The organism is Brevundimonas sp., from assembly GCF_013912005.1.
GTDB lineage: Bacteria > Pseudomonadota > Alphaproteobacteria > Caulobacterales > Caulobacteraceae > Brevundimonas.
The window spans coordinates 20423-36970 of record NZ_JACESB010000005.1 but is presented as its reverse complement, the minus strand read 5'-3'; the positions used below and the strand labels follow the sequence as shown (position 1 = coordinate 36970).

The 16548-nt window shown below is 71.7% G+C and carries 22 protein-coding genes and 2 tRNA genes; 10 read left to right on the top strand and 14 right to left on the bottom strand.

All coding sequences use genetic code 11. The features are described 5' to 3' along the window. Window positions 1–48: 48 nt before the first annotated feature. Window positions 49–1101, top strand: coding sequence for a hypothetical protein (locus H2038_RS05330; protein ID WP_292110027.1), 1053 nt, complete (start codon window positions 49–51; stop codon window positions 1099–1101). Here the strand turns inward: H2038_RS05330 and H2038_RS05325 are convergent. The 6 genes from H2038_RS05325 to H2038_RS05300 form a co-directional block, all read right to left on the bottom strand. Further along, the gene (locus H2038_RS05325) at window positions 1068–1388 is read right to left on the bottom strand and encodes a YbjQ family protein (RefSeq protein ID WP_292110025.1); all 321 of its coding nucleotides are present in this window, start codon (window positions 1386–1388) and stop codon (window positions 1068–1070) included. The genes H2038_RS05330 and H2038_RS05325 overlap by 34 nt on opposite strands. 23 nt (window positions 1389–1411) lie before the next feature. Next, on the bottom strand, window positions 1412–1930 hold the full coding sequence (locus tag H2038_RS05320) for a dihydrofolate reductase (protein ID WP_292110023.1): 519 nt from the start codon (window positions 1928–1930) through the stop codon (window positions 1412–1414). Next, entirely contained in the window at window positions 1927–2226 is a 300-nt protein-coding gene (locus H2038_RS05315; protein WP_292110020.1) for a phosphoribosyl-ATP pyrophosphohydrolase, read from the bottom strand. Before H2038_RS05315 ends, H2038_RS05320 begins: the two co-directional genes overlap by 4 nt. A 203-nt stretch (window positions 2227–2429) precedes the next feature. Further along, window positions 2430–3287 carry a thymidylate synthase gene (locus H2038_RS05310; RefSeq protein WP_292110017.1) on the bottom strand — a complete coding sequence of 286 codons (858 nt, stop codon included), beginning with the start codon at window positions 3285–3287 and terminating at the stop codon, window positions 2430–2432. An 85-nt stretch (window positions 3288–3372) separates the two neighbouring features. Further along, on the bottom strand, window positions 3373–3630 hold the full coding sequence (locus tag H2038_RS05305; protein ID WP_292110014.1) for a hypothetical protein: 258 nt from the start codon (window positions 3628–3630) through the stop codon (window positions 3373–3375). A gap of 3 nt (window positions 3631–3633) precedes the next feature. Continuing rightward, a complete protein-coding gene (locus tag H2038_RS05300) occupies window positions 3634–4176 on the bottom strand; it encodes a DUF924 family protein (RefSeq protein WP_292110011.1) in 543 nt (180 codons plus the stop codon). A gap of 43 nt (window positions 4177–4219) precedes the next feature. Here H2038_RS05300 and H2038_RS05295 point away from each other — a divergent pair, with 43 nt between their 5' ends. The 3 genes from H2038_RS05295 to ilvC are packed head-to-tail and all read left to right on the top strand — an operon-like array spanning window position 4220 to window position 5863. Next, window positions 4220–4492, top strand: a complete 273-nt coding sequence (locus H2038_RS05295; RefSeq protein WP_292110009.1) for an AbrB/MazE/SpoVT family DNA-binding domain-containing protein — start codon at window positions 4220–4222, stop codon at window positions 4490–4492. After that, window positions 4479–4835: a type II toxin-antitoxin system PemK/MazF family toxin gene (locus H2038_RS05290; RefSeq protein WP_292110008.1), complete on the top strand. Its 357-nt coding sequence runs from the start codon at window positions 4479–4481 to the stop codon at window positions 4833–4835. The genes H2038_RS05295 and H2038_RS05290 overlap by 14 nt, the downstream gene beginning before the upstream one ends. Continuing rightward, window positions 4832–5863, top strand: coding sequence for a ketol-acid reductoisomerase (gene ilvC / locus H2038_RS05285; RefSeq protein WP_292110005.1), 1032 nt, complete (start codon window positions 4832–4834; stop codon window positions 5861–5863). Before H2038_RS05290 ends, ilvC begins: the two co-directional genes overlap by 4 nt. Before the next feature lie 26 nt (window positions 5864–5889). Here ilvC and H2038_RS05280 read toward each other — a convergent pair. Then, window positions 5890–5966 (bottom strand) — tRNA-Pro (locus H2038_RS05280). A 186-nt stretch (window positions 5967–6152) separates the two neighbouring features. Between H2038_RS05280 and H2038_RS05275 the strand changes: the two genes are divergently transcribed. Both H2038_RS05275 and H2038_RS05270 read left to right on the top strand, forming a co-directional pair. Then, window positions 6153–6226 (top strand) — tRNA-Gln (locus H2038_RS05275). Window positions 6227–6290: 64 nt separating this feature from the next. Further along, window positions 6291–6530, top strand: a complete 240-nt coding sequence (locus tag H2038_RS05270) for a hypothetical protein (RefSeq protein WP_292110003.1) — start codon at window positions 6291–6293, stop codon at window positions 6528–6530. Here the strand turns inward: H2038_RS05270 and H2038_RS05265 are convergent, their stop codons facing one another. Together H2038_RS05265 and H2038_RS05260 are read right to left on the bottom strand one after the other, a co-directional pair. Further along, complete coding sequence (locus H2038_RS05265) at window positions 6531–6731, bottom strand: hypothetical protein (protein ID WP_292110000.1); 201 nt, start codon at window positions 6729–6731, stop codon at window positions 6531–6533. A gap of 44 nt (window positions 6732–6775) precedes the next feature. Beyond that, window positions 6776–7375: a sensor histidine kinase gene (locus H2038_RS05260; protein WP_292109998.1), complete on the bottom strand. Its 600-nt coding sequence runs from the start codon at window positions 7373–7375 to the stop codon at window positions 6776–6778. Window positions 7376–7503: 128 nt separating this feature from the next. Between H2038_RS05260 and H2038_RS05255 the strand changes: the two genes are divergently transcribed. Then, on the top strand, window positions 7504–7959 hold the full coding sequence (locus tag H2038_RS05255; protein ID WP_292109995.1) for a response regulator: 456 nt from the start codon (window positions 7504–7506) through the stop codon (window positions 7957–7959). Between the two features lie 30 nt (window positions 7960–7989). Here H2038_RS05255 and H2038_RS05250 read toward each other — a convergent pair whose 3' ends face one another. The 3 genes from H2038_RS05250 to H2038_RS05240 are packed head-to-tail and all read right to left on the bottom strand — an operon-like array spanning window position 7990 to window position 10409. Next, window positions 7990–9444 carry a hypothetical protein gene (locus H2038_RS05250; protein ID WP_292109992.1) on the bottom strand — a complete coding sequence of 485 codons (1455 nt, stop codon included), beginning with the start codon at window positions 9442–9444 and terminating at the stop codon, window positions 7990–7992. 58 nt (window positions 9445–9502) lie between these two features. Beyond that, window positions 9503–9820 carry a hypothetical protein gene (locus H2038_RS05245; protein ID WP_292109990.1) on the bottom strand — a complete coding sequence of 106 codons (318 nt, stop codon included), beginning with the start codon at window positions 9818–9820 and terminating at the stop codon, window positions 9503–9505. A gap of 31 nt (window positions 9821–9851) precedes the next feature. Further along, entirely contained in the window at window positions 9852–10409 is a 558-nt protein-coding gene (locus tag H2038_RS05240; protein ID WP_292109988.1) for a GNAT family N-acetyltransferase, read from the bottom strand. A gap of 86 nt (window positions 10410–10495) precedes the next feature. On the opposite strand from H2038_RS05240, the gene H2038_RS05235 reads away from it, so the two are divergent. Beyond that, entirely contained in the window at window positions 10496–10963 is a 468-nt protein-coding gene (locus H2038_RS05235) for a DUF1036 domain-containing protein (protein WP_292109986.1), read from the top strand. Window positions 10964–10976: 13 nt separating this feature from the next. Here H2038_RS05235 and H2038_RS05230 read toward each other — a convergent pair whose 3' ends face one another. Next, entirely contained in the window at window positions 10977–13157 is a 2181-nt protein-coding gene (locus H2038_RS05230) for a S9 family peptidase (protein WP_292109984.1), read from the bottom strand. Between the two features lie 87 nt (window positions 13158–13244). On the opposite strand from H2038_RS05230, the gene H2038_RS05225 reads away from it, so the two are divergent. Then, on the top strand, window positions 13245–14054 hold the full coding sequence (locus H2038_RS05225; RefSeq protein WP_292109982.1) for a serine protease: 810 nt from the start codon (window positions 13245–13247) through the stop codon (window positions 14052–14054). Here the strand turns inward: H2038_RS05225 and H2038_RS05220 are convergent. Continuing rightward, the gene (locus H2038_RS05220) at window positions 14051–15835 is read right to left on the bottom strand and encodes an acyl-CoA dehydrogenase (protein ID WP_292109980.1); all 1785 of its coding nucleotides are present in this window, start codon (window positions 15833–15835) and stop codon (window positions 14051–14053) included. The genes H2038_RS05225 and H2038_RS05220 overlap by 4 nt on opposite strands. Before the next feature lie 120 nt (window positions 15836–15955). Here H2038_RS05220 and H2038_RS05215 point away from each other — a divergent pair, with 120 nt between their 5' ends. Further along, window positions 15956–16504, top strand: a complete 549-nt coding sequence (locus tag H2038_RS05215) for a cytochrome b (protein ID WP_292109977.1) — start codon at window positions 15956–15958, stop codon at window positions 16502–16504. The last annotated feature ends 44 nt before the right edge of the window (window positions 16505–16548 follow it).

Sequence of the window (16548 nt, the reverse complement as noted above, 5' to 3'; positions counted from 1 at the left end):
GCTGACGGCCGCTTGCCTCCGGCGGTCGACCGTCTAGCTTCCGCCGCCATGCTCGAAGCCACCCGCCGCCTGCTGACCGAGACCCTGCGCCCGCTGGAGCGGGGCGCGGCGATCGAAGTCGTCTCCGGACGAGGCGGCCGCGCCGATGCCGAGGCGCTGCTGCCCGCCCTGCTTGCCGACCCGGCGACCCATGGCGATCTGGTCGATCCGGTCGCCCGCCACGGCGACGCCGCCATGGTGGAACGACTGTACGATCGCTTCGTCGCGGCGGGGCGTCTCATCGACGGCGCGCCGGTCGATCTGCTGTGGGCCTTCGGCCGGGCGGGGCTGGAGCCGGCGCGTCCGATGCTGTTCCACTACGCCTGTGAGCCGAACTGGGACTCCGCCCCCGCCGCCGTCGACGGTCTGGTCCATCTGTCGCCCGCCGGTATGGAGGACGAGGTTCGCGCGGCCGTCGGCGCCTGCGTCGGCCGCGCGCTGTTCGCAGAGTATCTGCCGGCGCTGGCCGGCTGGATCGGCGACGCCGATCTGCTCGACCGCTTCCTGGTCGATGACGGACGCACGGAGCGGCCGTCCACGGACTGCATGGCCGGCGTGATCCTGGGCGTCGGACTGCTCGGCCCGGCCGGGCGTCAGCGGCTGCACGACCTGTTCTGGGCCGACCAGTATCCGATGATCTGGAGCGATGCGCCGAACGCCACAGGCGTTGCGATGCGCATGACCGGTCTGGGGGTCGCCCGCCTCGCCGCCGAACTCCGGGCCCGGATCGCAGTCCCCGGCGAGGCGCCGCCCTTCTGGTGGTTCGTCCTCGTGAGCGTCATGGCCAGACACCAGATCCTGACCCACGACGCCCCGCCCGCCTGGCGCTTCCTGCCGCCGCCCGAGGCGCCGCTCGACCTGCACCACGCCCTGTTCGGCCCGAACGACGGTTGGGACGAGGGCCTCGACCACCACGCCCTCGATCGCCTGGGGGCGGACGGGAGCCGGCTGCAGGGCGAGATCCACGACCTGCGCCGGCTGATCGGAGACCTGGTTGCCCGCGACGCCCTCGTCGCCGAGCTCGACGCCTATTCCGGCTCGACCACGACGGCCGTGCCGTAGGCCAGCACCTCGGTCACGCCTTCCATGATCTCGTTGGCCTCGTAGCGCATGCCGATGACCGCGTTGGCCCCCATCGCCTGCGCATGCTGCACCAGCTCGTCATAGGCCTCGGCGCGCGAGGTCTCCGCCAGCTTGACATAGGCCCCGACCCGGCCGCCCAGCATCGACTGCAGGCCGCCGATGGCGTCGGAGATGACGTTGCGCGAGCGCACGGTGATGCCGCGCACCAGCCCGAGGGTCTTCACCACCCGGTAGCCGGGCGCGTCGTTGGTGGTCACGATCAGCATGGCGTGTCTCTCTCTCCCTCGGCTCAGCGCCGTTCCAGCACGCGGAAGACGAAGGCGTGGTCGTCCTTCTCCCCGGGCGGCACGGCTTCGGACGATACCTCGACCCAGGCGCTCTCGTCGAACGGCGGGAACAGCACGTCGCCCTCGGGCTCGGCGTCGACCTCCGTCAGATACAGCCGCTTCGCCCGCGGCAGGGTCGCCGCGAACAGGCCGGCGCCGCCGATGACGCAGACCTCGTCGACCCCGTCCTCCACGGCCTGCTCGCGGCCGATCTCGATCGCCTCGTCCAGGGTCAGGCAGGCGACCGCCCCCTTCGGCTCGAAGGACTCGTCCTTGGACAGGACCAGGTTCAGCCGACCGGGCAGGGGCTTAAGCGGCAGGCTCTCCCAGGTCTTCCGCCCCATCACGCACGGCTTGCCCATGGTCACGGCCTTGAACCTCTGCAGGTCCGAGCGCAGCCGCCACGGCAGGTCGCCGTCCCGGCCGATGACGCCGTTGCGCGCCCGGGCGACGACGAGGGCGAGGCGGGGCAGGGCGGTCACGCCTTTTCCTCCAGCCAGTGCAGCCATTTCCGCTGCATCGCCTGTTCGAGGTCGATCCCCGCCCGGTCGCAATAGACCAGCAGCATGCCCAGCACGTCGGCCGCCTCGTCGCCCAGCTTGCCGGCGTCCGCCGCGCCCCGCGCCCGCCCGCTCATGCGCAGATGCTCGGCGGTCAGCTCCCCGAGTTCCTCCTGAAGCTTCAGCAGCGCCCAGTCGCGGTCGCGGTCGATGGCGTGTTCGCGGGCGTAGATGTCGGAAATGCGCAGGACGGAGGTGGTGAGGTCGGACAGATTCATGGGGGCGGTTCTACAGCCGCGGCGGCGGGCGTGTCTCCTCCCCGTCGCGCAGCGATGGGGAGGGGGACCACGAAGTGGTGGAGGGGTGAAGGCGGCGCGGGGACCCGTGGATCCGGAAGCGGCGTTCGACCCCTCCACCATCCTCCGCCTGCGGCTCCGGATGGTCCCCCTCCCCAGGCTCCGCCCGGGGAGGAAACGGACGGTCAGACCGCCACCGGCGCCTTGATGTGCGGCCAGGGCTGGTAGCCCTCCAGCGCGAAGTCCTCCAGCCGGTAGGCGAACAGGTCCGCCTTCGGCGCGATCGTCATGGTCGGCAGCGGCCGCGGCTCCCGCGTCAGCTGCAGCTCCGCCTGCTCGACATGGTTCAGGTACAGATGGGCGTCGCCGAAGGTGTGGACAAACTCGCCCGGCTCCAGCCCGGTCACCTGGGCCATCATCATGGTCAGCAGGGCGTAGGAGGCGATGTTGAACGGCACCCCCAGGAACACGTCCGCCGACCGCTGGTACAGCTGACAGGACAGCTTGCCGTCGGCGACGAAGAACTGGAACAGGCAGTGGCAGGGCGGCAGGGCCATGTCGTCGACGTCGGCGGGGTTCCAGGCGGTGACGATATGGCGGCGGCTGTTGGGATTGGTCTTCAGCCCCTCGACCAGCTTTTCGATCTGGTCGATCACCCGCCCGTCGGGCGCGGTCCAGCTGCGCCACTGCTTGCCGTAGACGGGCCCCAGTTCGCCCTCGGCGTCGGCCCATTCGTCCCAGATGCTGACCCCGTTCTCCTTCAGCCAGCCGATGTTGGTCTCGCCGCGCAGGAACCACAGCAGCTCGACGATGATCGAGCGCAGGTGCAGCTTCTTGGTGGTCAGCAGCGGGAAGCCCTTCGACAGGTCGAAGCGCATCTGCCGCCCGAACACCCCCAGCGTCCCGGTGCCCGTCCGGTCGTCGCGCCGCGCCCCGTTGTCGAGGATGTCGCGCAGCAGGTTGAGGTACTGCCATTCCGGATGGTCGGCCGCGGCGGCTCCGGCGCGGTCCTGGAGATCGGCGAGGGCGACGGCGGCGTTCATGGGGGCAGAGTGCCGGTGATTCGCGCGCCGGGGCAGACCGAGCTTCGGCTTGCTCACAGAAACGTGGCGGCCGCCTGTGTATCGATCAGTCGGGACGGTCCCGCCGCTGCCGCGCCAGCTCCGCCCGGTTGCGCACCGCCCGGTCGCGGGCGGTCATCGGCGTGCGGGCGGTGACGCCGGCCACCGGCACGCGCCGCTTCACCGTCGGCTTCAGCTTGCCGTAGCGCTGGCGCGAATAGGCGCGCGCGCACTCCATGCAGTGGCGGTAGTTCCGCGCCGCATAGGAGGCGTGCCAGTTGCGGCCCTCCTGCAGGATCGTCGCGCACTCGCGGCAGCGCTGCATGGATCAGCCCCGGAAGCCGTCCTGCTCGAGGAAGGCGGCTTCCTCCGCCGTGGTCTCCCGGCCGAGCGCCCGATTGCGGTGCGGGAAGCGGCCGAAGCGCTCGATCACCGCGTGGTGGTGCTCGGCCCACCGGTCCTCGGGGTCGCGCTCGAGGCCCTGGAACAGGGCCAGCGCGCGGTCCTGCAGGGCGCGATCCTCGGCGTGCTGCAGCGGCAGGTAGAAGAAGCGGCGCAGGTCCTCGCCGACCAGCCGGTCCATCCCCGCGTCGAGGGCGCGCAGGGCGAACATCCGCGCCAGCGGATCCGTGGCGAAGGCGTGGCCCGTGCCGCGCCAGGCGTTGCGGGGGAACTGGTCCAGCAGGATCAGCAGGGCCAGCGCCCCCTCGGCGCTGTCGGCCCAGGCGTCGAGTTCGCGCCGGGCGGCGGCGAGATGGGCCGCCTCGAATCGCCGCCGGAACTCGGCGTCGAACGCCTCGTCCTTGGCGAACCACTTCGAGGGACCGGCTTCTTTCCAGAAGGCGACGACGTCGGACGGGGTGACGGTCATGGCGCTCGCGTGATATACAGACGGATATCCGGGAGGATAGGGCATGAAGGCGATGAAGGTAAGGGCCGCCCGCTGGGGCAACAGCGTCGCCGTCCGTCTTCCCCGGCGAGCGGTGGAGGCCTTGGGCCTCGAGCCTGGCCAGGACATGGACATGGAGCTCCGGGGCGAGACCCTCGAGCTGACGGTGCGGCGGCGGCCTGAGGTGACGCTGGACTGGATCGTGTCCGAGATCGACCGCCTTGGCCCCGCCGGCGAGCCGGAGACGGTCGACTGGGGCCTGGATCGCGGGGACGAGATCCTGCATGACCGCCCCTGACCCCAAGGCGCCCCGGGCAGGCGCCCTTGTCTGGGTCGACTTTGAGCCGGTTCGGGGCAGCGAACAGGCTGGAGCGCGCCCGGCGCTGGTGGTCTCGGCCACGCGCTTCAACCAGGTCAGCCGCCGCTCGCTGGTCTGTCCCGTGACCGCGAACCTGACGCCGTGGCCAACCAAGGTTGTCCTGCCGGAGGGCCTCCCGGTGGGCGGCGCCGTACTCGCGGACCAGATCCGCAGCCTCGACCGGGCCGAGCGGGGCTTCCGTCCCATCTGCCAAGCGCCGCCTGAAGTCCTCGCCCGTGTTCGGGCCATCCTCGCCTCGTTGATGGAAGAAGAGCCTGCATGACCCCGCTCCCCGTCTTCCATGACCGTGACTGCGACCTGTCGATCATCCGCGGCCGACGGGTGGCGGTGATCGGCTACGGCAGCCAGGGCCGCACCCACGCCCTGAACCTGCGTGACTCCGGCGTCGGCGACATCGTGGTCGGACTGAAGCCCGGCTCGGCGACGCGGGAGAGGGCCGCGGCCGACGGTTTCGAGGTGCGCAGCGCCGGCGAGGCCGCCGCCGGCGCCGACGTGGTCGCCGTCATGGTCTCCGACGAGGCCCACCGCGACCTGTGGCGGGACGAACTGGAGCCGAACCTCCGCCCCGGCGCGGCCCTGGTCTTCGCCCACGGCCTGTCGGTCCGCTTCGGCCTGGTCGAGCCGCGGCCGGACGTCGACGTCATCCTCGCCTCGCCCAAGGGCATCGGCCCGCGCATCCGCGAACTCTATGAGGCGGGGGAGGGGGTGTTCTGCCTGTTCGGCGTGCACCAGGACGCCACGGGCGGCGCCCACGCCCTGGGCCTGTCCTACGCGGCGGCCCTGGGCTGCGGCCGCAAGGGCATCCTCGAGACCACCTTCGCCGCCGAGTGCGAGAGCGACCTGTTCGGCGAGCAGGTGGTGCTGTGCGGCGGGACGGTCGAGCTGGTCGACGCCGCCTTCATGAAGCTGGTCGGGGCGGGCTATCCGCCCGAGGTGGCGTGGTTCGAGTGCTTCTACGAACTCAAGCTCGTGGTCGACCTTATGCACCGGCTGGGGCCGGCCGGCGCCTTCGCGCGCATCTCCAACACCGCCGAGTACGGCGCCTATCTGACCGGCCCGCGGGTGATCGGCGCGCCCTCGCGCGCGGCCATGGACGAGGTGCTGGCCGAGGTCCGCTCCGGCGCCTTCGTGAAGCGGCTCATGGCCGACTACGACGCCGGCTCGCCGGAGTTGCTGGCCCGACGCCGGGCGCTGGGCGAGCGCGCCATCGAGGCGGTCGGGCGGCGGCTGGAGGCGACCGCCCGGGCGGCCGGCGGCGGAAACGAAACAGGCGCCCCGAGGGGCGCCTGATCGACCGGGAAGACCCCGGGGGAAGATGGTCGGAGTGGCAGGATTCGAACCTGCGACCCCTGCGTCCCGAACGCAGTGCTCTACCAGACTGAGCCACACTCCGACTTGAGGAGCGGGCTTATAGCGACGGGGTGGGGGGGCCGCAAGCGCGGAAAACGCCTGCCGGAAAATAGTCTGCAACCCCTCCCGCGGCCGCCCTCGCAAAAGCGAAAAAGCCCGCTTGCGTTGCCCGCGGCCTTGTCGTAATCGACCGCCTCCCCGCCGCAGGGCGGGGTTGCGCCGGACCTGCTGGGGAATGGTGTAATGGTAACACTACGGTTTTTGGTACCGTCATTCTAGGTTCGAGTCCTAGTTCCCCAGCCATCCTCATCCCGGTCCCCCGCCACCTTTCCGTGAACCATTTCGGCGTGGCCGACATTGTGGGCGGATGACGCTGCATCTCGACTCCCTTCTCGAAGGCTCCCCCGCCTATGGCGTTCTGGACGCAAAGGACGGCGTGGTGCTCTACCGCCGCCCCGGCAAGGAGGCGCAGTTCGAGGAGGTCGTGGCCGAGGTGATGGAGGAGGCCGACGACGGCCTGACCGTGATTCCGATCGCGAACGAGAGCAACGAGTGCGACCGCGTGTTCATCGCTCCGCTGGACGAGGATCGCTCGTTCGATCCCTGACTATTCGGCCTCGGGTCCCTCGTCGCCGCCGGCCTCGGCCTGATGCTCGATCCGGCCGCTCTCGACCTCGGAGCGGGAGAAGACCTCCTCCTGCCCGTCCACCAGCAGTTCGTCCTCCGGCGCGCCGAAGTCGCCCGACGGCGCGCCCGGCGCTTGCGGGGTGTTCAGGGTCTCCGAGTGGGGTCTGCGCCGGTCCGCCATGGCTTCCCAACCCGCCAGCGACGCCGGCGTTCCGGCCTTGCGCCTCAATGCGTCAGCGCGCCCTCGAGCGGCAGGCGGATGCGCACGCCGACCCCCGCGCCGGGCGCGGTCTCGATATGCAGGGAACCGCCGAGGTGCTCGACCAGGCCGCCGACCAGGGACAGCCCCTCGCGCGGCTCGACGGCGTCGGCTCCGATTCCCGAATCCCGAACCACCAGGCTGACGCCGCCGATGGCGCGCGAGAAGGCGACGGCGATGGACCCTCGCCGTCCGTCGGGAAAGGCGTGGCGGCAGGCGTTGCCGATCAGCTCGTGGGTGATGATCGCCAGCGGCAGCAGATGGGTGTCCGGCAACAGCGCCGCCTGTCCCCGCACATCCAGCCTCACCGGCCGGCCTTCGCAGGCCCGGGCCCAGAAGGCGGCCACGTCCTCCAGATAGCCGGCGAAGTCGGTCGGCCCCTCGGCCGTCATCCGCCGACTCAGCAGATCCATGGCCGCCGCCACGTCGCTGAACCAGATCAGGTGGCGCTTGCTTTCCGGGTCGACCACGCTGCGCAGACGGATGCCCACGAGCGTCTGCAGCAGCTGATAGCCGCCGAGCAATCGTCCCTGGACCTCGCTGAGGCGCTCTTCGGCCGACGCCATCTTCCCCCCGGACGCTCGCTACGCGAGAATTTCTACTCCAGACCGAACCGAATAGCCAATAGGGCGTTCGGTGTCCGCTATCGGACAGAACAGTGGTAAACCGGCTCGGTAAACGCGGGGGGAAGCGAGTGAACCAGCCGCCCGATCTTCGGGTCATGATCGTCGAGGACCAGGCGCTTCTCGCCATGGAACTGGAGCTGGTGCTCGCTGACTGCGGCTGCGACGTGGTCGGCTGCGCCATGGACAAGGCCAGCGCCTTCGCCATCGCCGGGCGCGAGGCGCCGGAGCTGGCGCTGGTCGACGTCAACCTGCTCGACGGCATGACCGGGCCGCAGGTCGCGCAACGGCTGGTCGCGGAACACGGCGCCGCCGTGGTGTTCCTCACCGCCAACCCCGAGCAGATACCGGAGGGATTCTCGGGCGCGCTCGGGGCGGTGTGCAAGCCGTTCGACGAGCAGACCATCCGCGCCGTCGTCGCCTTCGCCCGGCAGTTCATCCTGCACCGGACGCTCGGCGAGACGCCGCGGCGCTTCCGGCTCGCCCCCTGGCTGGCCTCGCCGCCGGACGACATCGCGCCGCACTGACCCGCAGGCCCGCGCGGCGCGACTTTGCGGCTACTCGATCTTCAGGCGGGCGAAGACCATGCCCCCGTCGGGATCGCCCCCGTAGGCCGGCTCCAGCGCCGCCGGGACCTGGTTGACGCTGTAGAGCGCGCCCAGGCCGAAGCGCACCCGCGGCGCGATCCGCCAGTCCCGGACCGCCCCGACCGAGGCCTTGGCGACGGTGTAGAGCTCCCCGTGGCCGCCGTGGTGGCCGGGAACCAGCTCGTCGGTCTCGATCCGCTCGGCGCGGGCGAAGACGGTCCAGCGGTCGTCCGGGCTGACCGCCGACTCCAGCAGCCAGGCGTCCTTCGACTCGTCATGGTCGTTGGTCTTGCGCCCCCAGGCCAGGGTCGACGACCACCAGCCGTCCCGCCCCACCGGCCGGGTGTGAATCGCGCTGGCCGACCACTTGGTCTCGTCCTCGTCCGGCTCCAGCTGTTCCGGCGCTGTGACGTCCGCATACGACACCTGCAGCGACCAGGCCTCGGAGGGATTCCACGAGCCCCGCACCGACCAGCTGTCCAGTTCCGGGCTCTCGATGTCCCAGCGATCCTCGTCCGGCTCGCGCCCGCGGAACGAGGAGGCCTCGATCTTGAGGTCCTTGTGGACCCAGCCGAGCGTCGCCACCCCGAACACGATGTGGGTCGAGTCCAGCCAGTGGTGGGTGATCGGCGCCTCGGGACTGTCCATGGCGCTCATGCGGTGCATGAAGGCCGGCGGCCCGAAGGCCGGCTCCCCCGGCAGGCCGATGTAGGCGAAGACGCTATCGTCCGCGGAGAGCGGACGCGCGTAAGAGGCCGACAGCTCCATGAACAGGTCGTGCGGATGCTGGCGGTCGACCAGCGGCGTCGTCCCGTCCGCCGTCTCGCCCGCGGCCAGCAGCAGCGGGAAGCCCTCCTCGCCCATGAAGGGCTCGGGACTCAGCATGGCGCGCAGGTTCACGGTCGAGCCGTCGGCGAGGTCGCGGCGGGCCGAGCCCATGATCATGCCGCCGACGAAGGTCTTGTCGTCGCCGCGCGGCCCGTTCTGCCAGTCGTGGACGAGGTTCAGCGTGGCGTGGCCCATCAGGTCCCAGCCGCCGGCCGCGCGGTGGACGCCGCCGTGCCGGGAGAGGTCGGGCTGCCACGCCGTCCCCGACGCGTCGCGCGTCATCGGCCAGGGGCCCAGCGGGCTGGTCGCGGCGTGGCCGGCGTGCGGTTCATCCCCGGCGGCGTGGTTCATGGCGCCGTGGTCCATGGCCTCGTGATCCATCGCGCCGTGGTCCATGCCGGCGTGGTGCGCGGGGTCGTGGCGCGGCTCCGCGGACGGCTGGGGCCGGGGCGCATGGCCGTCATGGGACGCCGCCGGCCGGGCGGGGGCGCCAGGCTGCGGCGGCTGCGGATGATGCGCGGGGTCCTGCGCCGCCGCCGGCAGGGCGAGGGCGAGCAGGGAGGCGCCCGCGAGGGGCGCGAGGAAGGGGTGAGCCATGAGAGGCCTCCGGACAGAATGGAAAACGCGTAGGGGACGCGGCGCGGCCGCGTCGGTCTCAGGCGTCGGTCTGTCGGGGCGGATGGGGTTCGGGGGCCGGATGCAGACCCGCAGGGAGGGCGACGGGCGCGGCGGCCCGCGCCGGAACCGGCAGGACCACCGGCGTCCGCGGCGGCGGAGCCGGGGCGGCGGCCGCCACGCAGGCGACGCAGCACTCCATCGCCCTGGTCGGCTTGTCGGGATGCTGCGGGGCGTGCGAGCTAGACGCGCCGTCGTGGCAGGACGGCGCCGCCCGGACCGGACTGGCGGACAACGCGCCGAGCGTCAGCGCCGCGAGGGCGCCGAACAGCAGGCAGAGGGTCCGCAGGGCCGTCATGCGCCTCCCTTAGGCCTCCCCCGGGCCCGGCTCAAGCGAGACCGCCGCCGAGATCCAGTCCGGGGCTCCCCGGCGGCGCGCCGTCCGGTGCGAGGTCCAGCTGCATCAGGGTGACGTCGAGCCAGCGGTCGAACTTCCAGCCGACCTGCCGGTAGCGGCCGACCTGTTCGAAACCCAGCGACCGGTGCAGGGCGATCGAGGCCGGACTCGTGGCGCTGTCGCTGATCGCGCCGATCAGGTGGCGGAGGCCGCGGGCGCGCGCCCGCTCGACCAGGGCCGACAGCAGGGCCCGTCCCACGCCCCGGCCGCGGGCCGTCTCCGCGACATAGACCGACACCTCGACGCCGTAGCGATAGGCCGGGCGCGGGCGGAACGGGGAGGCGTAGGCGTAGCCGGCGAAGGCGCCGTCCAGTTCGGCCGTGAGCCACGGCAGATCGTGCCCCCGCACCGCCGCCATCCGGCGCCCCATTTCCCCGACGCCCGGCGGCTCCAGCTCGAACGTCGCCGTGCCCCCGAGCACCTCCCGCCCGTACAGGGCGGCGATCGGCTCCAGGTCGTCGGCGACGGCGGAACGAAGCTGCAGGCTCATCGGACTTCTCCCCGGACGTCAGACCCGGTCACTGGCGCGGCGTTGAAGCTTTGCTATCGTTGCAGGGCAAGGGGAAGGAAAAGCTCATGAAAAGCCTCATCGCGATCACGGCGGCCGCCATGCTGATCACGCCCGGCGCGGCGCTGGCCCAGGCGAAGCCGTCGGCCAGCACCTCCGGCGTCGCGGCGGCGAAATCGCGCCCGACGGTCGATCTGCAGGTCTGCAACAGCAGCGGCCGGAACGCCACCGTCGCGGTGTCCTATGTCCCGCCGGGCGAGGGCCGGTTCATCAACCGCGGCTGGTTCGACGTCGCCGCCGGCGCGTGTTCGAATCTCGTGACCACCGACAACGCCAACTTCTACTTCTACGCGGACGCCACCGACGGCTCCGGCCGCCGCTGGCAGGGCGATCACACCCTCTGCGTCGAGTATCCCGGCCCCTATACCTTCTACTCGACCGGCGACGCGGAGTGCGCCAGCACGCAGGAGCTGCGCGGCTTCGTTCCGGCCACCGCGACCGAGCCCGGGGTCTACACCTGGACCCTCGACCCCTAGGCGGCGGAGCGGGTCAGACCCGCTCCCAGCCCTTCTCCACCGCCCAGACGGCGAAGGCGTAGTCGTGGGCGACCTCCTTCAGGTAGTCGAAGCGCCCCGAGGCCCCGCCGTGGCCGGCCTCCATGTTGATCTTCAGCAGCACGGGCTTGCCCGAGGTGGTCGCCGGCCGCAGCCGCGCCACCCACTTCTCCGGCTCCCAGTAGGTCACCCGCGGATCGGACAGGCCGCCGGTCGCCAGCACCGCCGGATAGGCCTGCGGCCTCACCTGGTCGTAGGGGCTGTAGGAGAACATGTAGTCGTAGGCCTCGGGGTCCTCGATCGGATTGCCCCACTCCGGCCATTCCGGCGGCGTCAGCGGCAGGGAGGTGTCGCTCATGGTGTTGATCACGTCGACGAACGGCACCTGGCCGATCACCCCGGCCCACAGGTCCGGCCGCATGTTGGTCACCGCCCCGATCAGCAGCCCCCCGGCCGAACCGCCCTGGGCGACGATGTTGCCCGCCCGGGCGTAGTCGCGCGCGATCAGGTGCTCGGCGGCGGCGATGAAGTCGGTGAAGGTGTTCTTCTTGGTCATCCGCCGGGCCGACAGGAACCAGTTCCAGCCCTTGTCCGAGCCGCCGCGGATGTGGGCGATGGCGTAGATCCAGCCGCGATCGACCAGCGACAGCCGGTTGGTCGAGAAGCTGGCCGGCATCGGAATGCCGTAGGAGCCGTAGCCGTACAGCAGCAGGGGCGCCGAGCCGTCGACCGGCGTCGACTTCCGCCGCACCAGCGTCACCGGCACCAGCTCGCCGTCGGGCGCCGGGGCGTTCAGCCGCTCGACCACATAGTCCGCCGGATCGTGGCCCGACGGCACCTCCTGCACCTTGCGCAGGGTCCGCTCGCGGGTCCTGAGGTCGTAGTCATAGGTGGAGGTCGGCGTCGACGGCGAGTTGTAGCCGTAGCGCATCACCGTGGTGTCGAACTCCGACGCGCCGCCCAGCGACAGCGCATAGGCCGGCTCGTCGACGGCGATCTCGTGCTCGGCCCCGGCGCGGTCGCGGATGACGATCCTGGTGTTGGCGTCGGTCCGCTCCTGTCGCCCGAGAAAGTCCTTCACCAGGGCGACGCCCTCGATGAAGCGGCCGGGCGTGTGCGGGACCAGGTCCTTCCAGTTCGCCTTCGCCGGCGCGTCCGTCGGGGCCTCGACGATCTTGAAGTCGACGGCCTCGTCGGCGTTGGTGCGGATCACCCACCGGTCGCCCCAGTGGTCGGCGTCGTAGCGGCGGGCGACGACCCGCGGATCCAGCACCTGCGGCGTCCCGGCCATATCGCCGGCCGGCAGGTAGCGGACCTCCGAGGTCTCCTGGTTCTCGATCGAGATCAGCACGAAGCGGTCGTCCGAGCTGCGCCCGACGCCGATGAACATGCCGTCGTCCGCCTCCTCGTAGACGAGGCTGGTCTCGCCGCCGCGCGCCGGGCGGCGGAAGATCTTGTCCGGCCGGCCGTTGTCGTCGCGGTTGGTCCAGAACACCCAGCGGCTGTCGGGGGAGAAGGTGAAGTTGCCGGTCGCCGACTGGATCGGATCGGGCAGCACCTCCCCGGTGACCAGATCCTTGACGTAGATCTGGTGCACCTCCGACCCCTGCGCGTCCTCGGCGTAGGCGAACAGGCTGTGGTCGGGGCTGTGCTCGGCGCTCGACACCTCGGAATAGGCCTTGCCGGCGGCCAGGGCGTTGGCGTCCAGCAGGACCACTTCGCCGTCCTCGCGCCCCCGCGGGCGACGGCAGAACAGGGGGTGCTGATCGCCGGCGCGGTAGCGGGTGTAGTACTCCCACGGCCCGTCCGGCGACGGCACGGAGCTGTCGTCCTCCTTGATGCGCCCCTTCATCTCCTCGAACATCTGCGCCTGCAGCGGCAGGGTCGAGGCCATCATCGCCTCGCGGTAGGCGTTCTCCTCGGTCAGATGCGCCTTGACGTCGGCCTTGATCAGGGTCGGGTCGCGCAGCACCGCCTGCCAATTGTCGTCCTTCATCCACTGGTACTCGTCGACGCGGGTGCGGCCCAGCTGCTCGATGGTGACGGGGATCTTCTTCGCGACAGGCGGGACGGGACGGCCCTGGGTCATCGAGGCTCCGGAAGCTTGGACGGGGACGGGGAGGGCGGCGGCCGCCAGCGCGGCGGAGGCGGTGGCGAGCAGGTCGCGGCGGTTCATGGCGGTATTCCCCGGATGGACGCGGGACCTTGTGCGCGCCGACCCCTCGCCGTCAAATGGGAAGAGGCCTGCGCCACCGGGAGCGTGATGTTCGACCTGCAGATTCCGCCGCCGCCCGCCGCCGAGGCGGTCGAGGCCCGCCCCGCCTGGGACCTGACCCTGGGTCTGATCGCGGCCACGGTCCAGATCGACCAGCCGCTGGCCGACGGCGCCAACCGCCGGGTCGGCACGGCCTTCCTCGTCGACGCGCCGGGCCCGGACGGCCTGCCGCGCACCGTCCTGGTCACGGCCGCCCATGTGCTGGACGGGATGCCGGCCTCGGAGGCCCGCATCGGCTGGCGCTATCCGGAGTGGGACGGCGGCTGGCGCTTCGCGCCCGAGCCCCTGCCCATCCGCGACGCGGACGGTGCCCCGCGCTGGACCCGTCACCCTGACCGGGACGTGGCGGTGATGGCCATCTCCGCGCCGGCGGAGTTCGCCCGCGCCGCCCTGCCGCTGGGCTGGCTGGCGGGGCCGGACGCCCTCGACGCCTGGCGGATCGGCCCGGGGGACGAGCTGATGACGCTGGGCTATCCGCACGGCTACGCCGCCAACAAGGCCGGCTTCCCGATCCTGCGCACGGGCCGCGTGGCCTCCTGGCCGCTGACCCCGATCAGCGAGTTTCCGACCTTCCTGCTCGATTTCGCCGTCTTCCCCGGCAACTCCGGCGGGCCGGTGTTCTGGACCCCGGCGGCGCGCAAGCTGCCGGGCACGACGCAGCCGGACCACCCCTTCATCGCCGGGGTGCTGGTGCAGGAGATGCGGGTCGACGGCGACACCGTCGGCATCGGCATCGTGGCCCACGCCGAATACGTCCGCGAGGCGATCGCCCGGATGGACGCCGCCGCGGCGCCCTAGCCCGCCAGCACCTCGACCGTCATCCGCTCCAGCAGGGCGCCGCCCTGGCCGACGGCGGCCAGCCGGCTGGAGACATGTCCCAGCACATTGGCCGCATAGACCTCGTAGAGGGCGATCCGGCCCTCCAGCCATCCCGCGTCGCCCTGGCCGGCGTCGAGCTCCGCCCGGGCCCACAGCGCGCCGCGGGCCAGCATCCAGCCCCCGGCCACGTCGCCCAGCAGCTTCAGATAGGCGTCGGCGGCGGCCAGCACGTCGGCGGCGCGGGCCGGATCGGCCTTGGCGTCGAGCAGCCACAGGGTGGCGTCCTCCACCGCCTCGATGGCGTTGGCCAGCCGCTCCACCGGCTTGCCGACGTACAGCTTCGGCAGGTCGATCAGGGTCGCCTTCATGTCGGCGATCAGCGCCTTCGCCGCCTCGCCGCCGTCCTGGGACAGTTTCCGGCCCACGAGGTCCATCGCCTGGATGCCGTTGGTGCCCTCGTAGATCGGGGCGATGCGCGCGTCGCGATAGTACTGCGCGGCCCCGGTCTCCTCGATGAAGCCCATGCCCCCGTGCACCTGCACCCCCATGGACGCCACCTCGACGCCGATGTCCGTCGCCCACGCCTTGGCGATGGGGGTGAACAGGTCCTCGCGCCCCTTCCAGAAGCGCCGCTCGGTCTCGTCCGCCGCGTGCCGCGCGAGGTCGGCCGCCACCCCGGTGGACAGGCAGATCGCCCGCGCCGCCGCGATCTTCGCCTTCATCACCGACAGGGCGCGCCGCACGTCCGGGTGGTCGACGATCGGGCTGTTCGGCTGTCCGGTCCAGACCGACCGGCCCTGCCGGCGCTCCCGCGCATAGGCGAGGGCGTGCTGGTAGGCGCGTTCGGCGATCGCCACGCCCTCGACGCCCACCGCCAGCCGGGCCGCGTTCATCATGACGAACATGTGCGACAGGCCCTCGTGCGGCCGGCCGACCAGTTCGGCGGTCGCGCCCTCATAGGCCATCACGCAGGTGGGGGAGCCGTGGATGCCCAGCTTGTGCTCCACGCTCACCGGCCGGAAGGCGTTGCGCGCGCCGAGGCCGCCGTCGGCGTCGATGAGGAATTTCGAGGCCAGGAACAGGCTGATGCCCTTCGGACCCGGCGGGGCGTCGGGCAGGCGCGCCAGCACCATGTGGACGATGTTGTCGGCGGCGTCGTGGTCGCCCCAGGTGATGAAGATCTTCTGGCCCGCCAGGCTGTAGGTGCCGTCGCCGTTCGGCGTCGCCGTCGCCGTCAGGGACCCCAGATCCGAGCCGGCCTGCGGCTCGGTCAGCACCATGGCCCCGGTCCATTCGCCCGAGACCAGCTTCGTCAGATACGTCGCCTTCTGCGCCTCGGTCCCGAACGCCTCCAGCGCCTCGATCGCCGCCAGCGACAGCATCGGGCACAGGCCGAAGGCCATGTTGGCGGCGTGCACCGTCTCGTACGCGGCCAGCTCCAGCGCCTTCGGCAGCTGCTGCCCGCCCGCCGCGGCCGGGGCCGACAGCCCGGTCCAGCCGCCGGCGGCGAACTGGCGGTAGGCGTCGGCGAAGCCGGGGGCGGTGGTCACGTTGCCGTCGACGCAGGTCGCCCCGTGGGCGTCGCCGACGCGGTTCAGCGGCGCGAGCACCTCCTCCGAGAACTGCCCCGCCGCCTCGAGCACCGCCGCCATCAGCTCGGCGTCGTAGTCGGGGAAGGCGCCGGTGGCGGCGACCCGGTCGATCCCGGCCACGGCCTGGAGGGTGAAGGCGAGATCGCGGACGGGCGCACGGTAGGTCATCGGTCAGGCTCGGCTGTCGTCGGTCGCCTTCCATGCCGCCTTGCCGCGGGGTCACGCAAGCGGCGGGTTGGCGCGGGACGGCGACTGGGGCAGGCTGACGCATCCCCGGAGGAGGACCCGATGGCCGAACCGCGCAACCGCTATTCCACCATCTCCCTGACCCTGCACTGGCTGACGGCGCTGCTCGTCCTCGGCCAGATCGTCTTCGTCTCGCTGGCGGAGCAGGAGGGGCCGAACGAGGCCACGTGGATGATGCTGCACAAGTCCGGCGGCGCCGCCATCCTGATCCTCACCCTGGCCCGGCTCGGCTGGCGCCTGGCCAATCCCGCCATCCCGCTGCCCGCCGGCACGCCCGGCTGGCAGAAGCTGATCGCCCGGGCCACCCATGTGCTGTTCTACGCCGTGCTGCTGATCATGCCGCTGACCGGCTGGCTGGCCGGCTCGGCGGTGCGGCGCGGCTTCGAGTTCTACGGCCTGTTCGACTTTCCGCTGCTGCCGGTCGGCGGCGGCCGCGAGACCGCCGGCCTGCTGATGGACGTCCACCACGCCCTGCCCAAGCTCCTGTACGTGCTGATCGCCCTGCACGTCCTCGGCGCGCTGAAGCACCACTTCATCGATCGCGACAACGTGCTGCACCGGATGATTCCCCTGATCCCGCGCCGGCCCTGACGACCCGCGGCGGGCTTGCCACGCCGCCCCGGCGGGCGCATCAC

What these genes read in the sequence shown, in the direction of transcription:
- H2038_RS05330 (WP_292110027.1), top strand. Translation starts at nt 49, where the DNA reads ATGCTCGAAGCCACCCGCCGCCTGCTGACCGAGACCCTGCGCCCGCTG.
- H2038_RS05325 (WP_292110025.1), bottom strand. Translation starts at nt 1,388, where the DNA reads ATGCTGATCGTGACCACCAACGACGCGCCCGGCTACCGGGTGGTGAAG.
- H2038_RS05315 (WP_292110020.1), bottom strand. Translation starts at nt 2,226, where the DNA reads ATGAATCTGTCCGACCTCACCACCTCCGTCCTGCGCATTTCCGACATC.
- H2038_RS05310 (WP_292110017.1), bottom strand. Translation starts at nt 3,287, where the DNA reads ATGAACGCCGCCGTCGCCCTCGCCGATCTCCAGGACCGCGCCGGAGCC.
- H2038_RS05305 (WP_292110014.1), bottom strand. Translation starts at nt 3,630, where the DNA reads ATGCAGCGCTGCCGCGAGTGCGCGACGATCCTGCAGGAGGGCCGCAAC.
- H2038_RS05300 (WP_292110011.1), bottom strand. Translation starts at nt 4,176, where the DNA reads ATGACCGTCACCCCGTCCGACGTCGTCGCCTTCTGGAAAGAAGCCGGT.
- H2038_RS05295 (WP_292110009.1), top strand. Translation starts at nt 4,220, where the DNA reads ATGAAGGCGATGAAGGTAAGGGCCGCCCGCTGGGGCAACAGCGTCGCC.
- H2038_RS05290 (WP_292110008.1), top strand. Translation starts at nt 4,479, where the DNA reads ATGACCGCCCCTGACCCCAAGGCGCCCCGGGCAGGCGCCCTTGTCTGG.
- ilvC (WP_292110005.1), top strand. Translation starts at nt 4,832, where the DNA reads ATGACCCCGCTCCCCGTCTTCCATGACCGTGACTGCGACCTGTCGATC.
- H2038_RS05270 (WP_292110003.1), top strand. Translation starts at nt 6,291, where the DNA reads ATGACGCTGCATCTCGACTCCCTTCTCGAAGGCTCCCCCGCCTATGGC.
- H2038_RS05265 (WP_292110000.1), bottom strand. Translation starts at nt 6,731, where the DNA reads ATGGCGGACCGGCGCAGACCCCACTCGGAGACCCTGAACACCCCGCAA.
- H2038_RS05260 (WP_292109998.1), bottom strand. Translation starts at nt 7,375, where the DNA reads ATGGCGTCGGCCGAAGAGCGCCTCAGCGAGGTCCAGGGACGATTGCTC.
- H2038_RS05250 (WP_292109992.1), bottom strand. Translation starts at nt 9,444, where the DNA reads ATGGCTCACCCCTTCCTCGCGCCCCTCGCGGGCGCCTCCCTGCTCGCC.
- H2038_RS05245 (WP_292109990.1), bottom strand. Translation starts at nt 9,820, where the DNA reads ATGACGGCCCTGCGGACCCTCTGCCTGCTGTTCGGCGCCCTCGCGGCG.
- H2038_RS05240 (WP_292109988.1), bottom strand. Translation starts at nt 10,409, where the DNA reads ATGAGCCTGCAGCTTCGTTCCGCCGTCGCCGACGACCTGGAGCCGATC.
- H2038_RS05235 (WP_292109986.1), top strand. Translation starts at nt 10,496, where the DNA reads ATGAAAAGCCTCATCGCGATCACGGCGGCCGCCATGCTGATCACGCCC.
- H2038_RS05230 (WP_292109984.1), bottom strand. Translation starts at nt 13,157, where the DNA reads ATGAACCGCCGCGACCTGCTCGCCACCGCCTCCGCCGCGCTGGCGGCC.
- H2038_RS05225 (WP_292109982.1), top strand. Translation starts at nt 13,245, where the DNA reads ATGTTCGACCTGCAGATTCCGCCGCCGCCCGCCGCCGAGGCGGTCGAG.
- H2038_RS05220 (WP_292109980.1), bottom strand. Translation starts at nt 15,835, where the DNA reads ATGACCTACCGTGCGCCCGTCCGCGATCTCGCCTTCACCCTCCAGGCC.
- H2038_RS05215 (WP_292109977.1), top strand. Translation starts at nt 15,956, where the DNA reads ATGGCCGAACCGCGCAACCGCTATTCCACCATCTCCCTGACCCTGCAC.